Here is a 3,978-nt window from a genome sequence, read left to right as displayed (position 1 = left end):
TCACAAATCGGGTAGACACGCCTTTGGGAAACCGGATATCAGTGATCGCCGTGGTCGCTTTGCCCTCGATAATCAGCGATGACCAGGTCTTGCCGTCATCGCTGAGCGAGACCGCATAGCCGCGCGGGTAGTCCCCCCTTGATTTCTGCGTGTCGAGCAGAATGCCCGTCACATTAATAGGCTGCCGCATGTCGAAAGCGAACCACATACCGGGTTTCATGCTCTCGTTTGTGGAATACCGCGAATCCGGATTCCCGTCAATCGCCGCTCCCACGTGCTCCCCGCCGTGCGAGGCAGACAGTTCCCAGGTTTTCATCACGTCCAGCGAGATCGGCAGGAATTCAGACAGCTCCTCAATTGTGTAAGGCTGTGTGCGGTCATGCGTCATGCTCCGCACGTGGGCGACCTCTTCAACGGTCACCGCAGAACCGGCGTTACCAAAACTGTTGCGGACGTACGTCAACGCCGACGCAATCCATGTATCATCTTCCCGCTTCATCGACTCCATCTGGCCGGGATACTTCTTTCCGTCGACAGGGCCGCTGAGACCATGCAGCAGAATCCTCGTCGGCAGTTCCGGGGTGGCCAGCAGACGCGGCGAGTTCGCCAGCGAAGGGGCCAGTTGCAGCCCGTCGCTGGAGAGCGCCCCCTGACCATCGTGACCGTGACAGCGGATACACAACAGCGTATAAGTCTGGTAGCCCTGTTTCATCTGCGTCAGCGTCTTCGCATCCAGATTGGCAAACGCAGGCTGATTCCCCCCTTCCCGATAACGCAGGCTGGCCTGTGCGGAAACCAGCACCAGATCATTCTCAGCATACGCGGCTGCGAATTCACTGATCAACTGCCGCCCCAGATCGGATTTCGCGTACCGCAACGAATTCACCGCCTGCACGACAACACTGATGTCGTCATCATAGCCGGCATCGGCAATCTGTTTCACCAGTTCGGGATCGCCGGCCAGCAGCGGTTCGCTGAGTCGCATCCCCGCCTGTTTCACGCGCGGATCGGAATCTCCGAGCGCGGCGAGAATCATTGGTTTCGATACCATTTCCAGTCCCTCCAAGGTCCACAGGGCATGCAGGCGGCCCAGCGGTGATGTGCCTTCTCTCGCTAGGATCACTAACGCCGGAACCACCGATTTGTCATTGCGTAACACGATCAGCTTCTGCGCCGTATCACGCCGCCAGCCGTTGGGATGCGAAAGTTCTTCCACGAGTTGCGCAGTTGACAGGTCCAGCAGTTTCGGAGGCGTCTTACGAATCGTCGATTCGTGAACAACTCGATAAATGCGGCCGCGGCCAATGTTTTTCGCGAAACCCTCTTTGTCGATCACGCCCCGCAGATACGAGCCTTTCTTCGTCCAGTTGCCTTCCTGAATAATCCCCCGATACATGTCGACAATATAGAGACAGCCGTCGGGTCCGGTGGCCGACCAGAGCGGACGAAAGTTTTTATCCGTCGACGCAATGAACTCCGAATTATCATAGGCATTACTGAGCACCGTTTTGCCGTCGATCTGCGTCACTTTAGCGCGACGTACCAGACGACCGACCGGCTCGGGGAGAATGTAGTCCCCGTTGAAATCGTCCGGCAACTGGTCTCCTCGATAAATCGACTGCCCTGCACAGCCGGTAAATCGATTCAGCCCGCCCCGTTCCTTGTCGACGCGTCCGAGCCCCCCCTGCACATCCACCATCTCTACAATCGGGAAGACGGCTTCGAAATCTTGTTCGAGTTCTCCCGGCAGAGAGATCTTGCCGTACTGTGGCAGCTGCTGAAATCCGTAAGCTGGTTTTTCACCGCCTGCAGCCGAGAGGAAAAAGCGACCCACATCATCCATCGCCAGACCCCACTGACCGTTATCGCCAAAGATCTGCTCCGATTCCCATTTCCCCTTGGTGAAGCGGTGTCGCTTCGTCCCCAGTCGGGCAGAATAAATCCAGTTGTCGAGCCCCCACATCAACCCACTGTTTTGATGTTCGAGATTCCCCCCTGCTTTGCCCCCCGGATAGAGCAATATCTTTTCGTCGGCCACACCATCGCCGTCGGTATCGCGGTAGCTGTAATAATCTTCGGTGTAAGTTTCATTGACGATAATCCGATCGTCGAGCGGCAGGATCATCCGCGGCAGCACCATATTGTCAACGAACCGCGTCACCTTATCCATACGGCCGTCGCCGTCGGTATCTTCCAGCAAAGACACGCGTGATTTGGGTAGATCCTCGTCGGTGCCATCCGCATCCTGCATATAGGTCCGCATCTCAGCCACATACATCCGCCCGTTGCCATCCCAGACGCAGAGCACCGGCTCTTCAATCATCGGCTCTGCAGCGACCAGTTCCAGCCGGTAACCGGGCGCTACATGAATTCGCTTCATCGATTCTTCGGGCGAATAAAAGGTGGAATCTGCCGCCACCGGTTTACGGTCGACCCCCTGTGTTTTCGCGGGAATCGTCGCGATAGACGGTGCGGTATATTGAGAATCACCGACGGTCGCGAGATAGGCCAGCAGATCGGAGACCTGCGACTCCGGCACCCCTTTCAAGAGTTCCTTGGGCATTACGGAAATCGGCTGTTTGACCATTTCCTCAATCTCGGTGCGCGGAATTGTCTGTTCCTTCACGAGCTGATGATCGGGAATCAGCACCGTCACCGACTCATCGTTCTGCTGAGTGATTCGCCCGGTGAGCACTTTTCCCGACTGCAGAATGATCGAGTACGCCTCGAATCCTTTCCTGATCTGTTTGCTCGGTTCGTTAATCGACTCCAGAAATTCCTGCCGCGTTAACGGCTTCTCAGGTTTCGTCAGATCCGGTCCCAGCGAAACCGTTTTGCCATCCACTGCATGACAGGCGGCACAGCCCCGCTGCGCGAACAGCGCCCGTCCCCGCCGATGATTGCCCGTCTGATTGCGAGAATGATTGTCCGTTTTCGAAACATCAGCAGCCTGTGAAGAAAACGGCAACAAGAGTAAAAACGTGAACGCAAAAAAACAGGCTTTCATGCTTCGACTTTCAGTAAACCATGGTGAGACAGTGAGGAATCCGATTTCAGCAACAACCGGCCCCCGAACCAATATCGGAGCCGACAGGAATTGCCGCATTTTAGCATATGAAACAGTTCAACAAAAGAAGCGGGCTAAACAGTTTACCAGTGAAGCAACCGAGATACATCGACAAACTGGTTTTCTTTCGGCAGATCGTCGAAAGTGTAACAGTCCCCCTGGAACAGATGCGTGCCGAAGCATATCACTTTTATCTGTATAAGCTCGGAAATACCAATCTCTCCGAACGCGAACAGATCCGCTGCCGCGAACGCATGGATAAACTGCTCGGGCTCGACACCCCCACCCAGCCCTGGCAGAAACGCTGGTTGCGTAACCTGACTCTGGAACAGATCCAGAACATGTCAGCCGAGGAGCTCGAAGCCACACGGAAACTCGTTCACAAAGATTATTACCGAATGACAGGTCAACCATATGCAAAGGACGGTTCAGTACCTAGATGAAAAGTGAGCACTAAAACGATTGGTTAGGAATCAGAACAGCCGGGCGAAACTGTTGGCTGGCCTAACAGCGTTCGAATGAGAGCGAAAATCAGCAGGAAAAAGTAATTCGGGCCGAACTCAGCGAGCAAGCCTGGAGCCCCAAAGGTACACATCCAACCAGAAAACATTTGCATCTCCAACAGAAACCATTCAGAATGAAAACAGACCTCTCACTTCGCTCCTTTTCAGAAAGACACGCACATGCATCGCCTGCTGCTCATCTGCCTGGTCGTCTCTCTCAGACTGCTGACACTGGCTTCATCTGCAGACGCTACGAATGACTATTTCCTTCCAGGCGACGCTTTCTTTCCTTCAAAACTCTTTCTGAAAAATCTGAAACAACAGGAGCAGGACCCCGAACCTGTGTTTAACTATAACTAGTGGGTGTCCCGAAAGTGGCTTCGTGCGGAATTTTACGTGTTAAAGCAT

The 3,978-nt window shown here is 54.5% G+C and carries 3 protein-coding genes; 2 read left to right on the top strand and 1 reads right to left on the bottom strand.

All coding sequences use genetic code 11. The annotated features are described in order from the left end of the window. Positions 1 to 3,007, bottom strand: a 3,007-nt coding sequence (locus tag Q0294_RS21435) for a c-type cytochrome (protein WP_299469524.1), incomplete at its 3' end; no start/stop codon positions are given. Positions 3,008 to 3,156: 149 nt separating this feature from the next. Here Q0294_RS21435 and Q0294_RS21430 point away from each other — a divergent pair. Then, positions 3,157 to 3,510 (top strand): hypothetical protein, encoded by a 354-nt coding sequence (locus Q0294_RS21430; RefSeq protein WP_299469522.1) that lies wholly within the window; start codon positions 3,157 to 3,159, stop codon positions 3,508 to 3,510. Between the two features lie 240 nt (positions 3,511 to 3,750). Further along, positions 3,751 to 3,930 (top strand): hypothetical protein, encoded by a 180-nt coding sequence (locus Q0294_RS21425; RefSeq protein ID WP_299469520.1) that lies wholly within the window; start codon positions 3,751 to 3,753, stop codon positions 3,928 to 3,930. Positions 3,931 to 3,978 lie beyond the last annotated feature (48 nt).

The organism is uncultured Gimesia sp., from assembly GCF_937919775.1.
Taxonomy (GTDB): domain Bacteria; phylum Planctomycetota; class Planctomycetia; order Planctomycetales; family Planctomycetaceae; genus Gimesia.
This window is presented reverse-complemented; position numbering and strand designations above follow the sequence as displayed.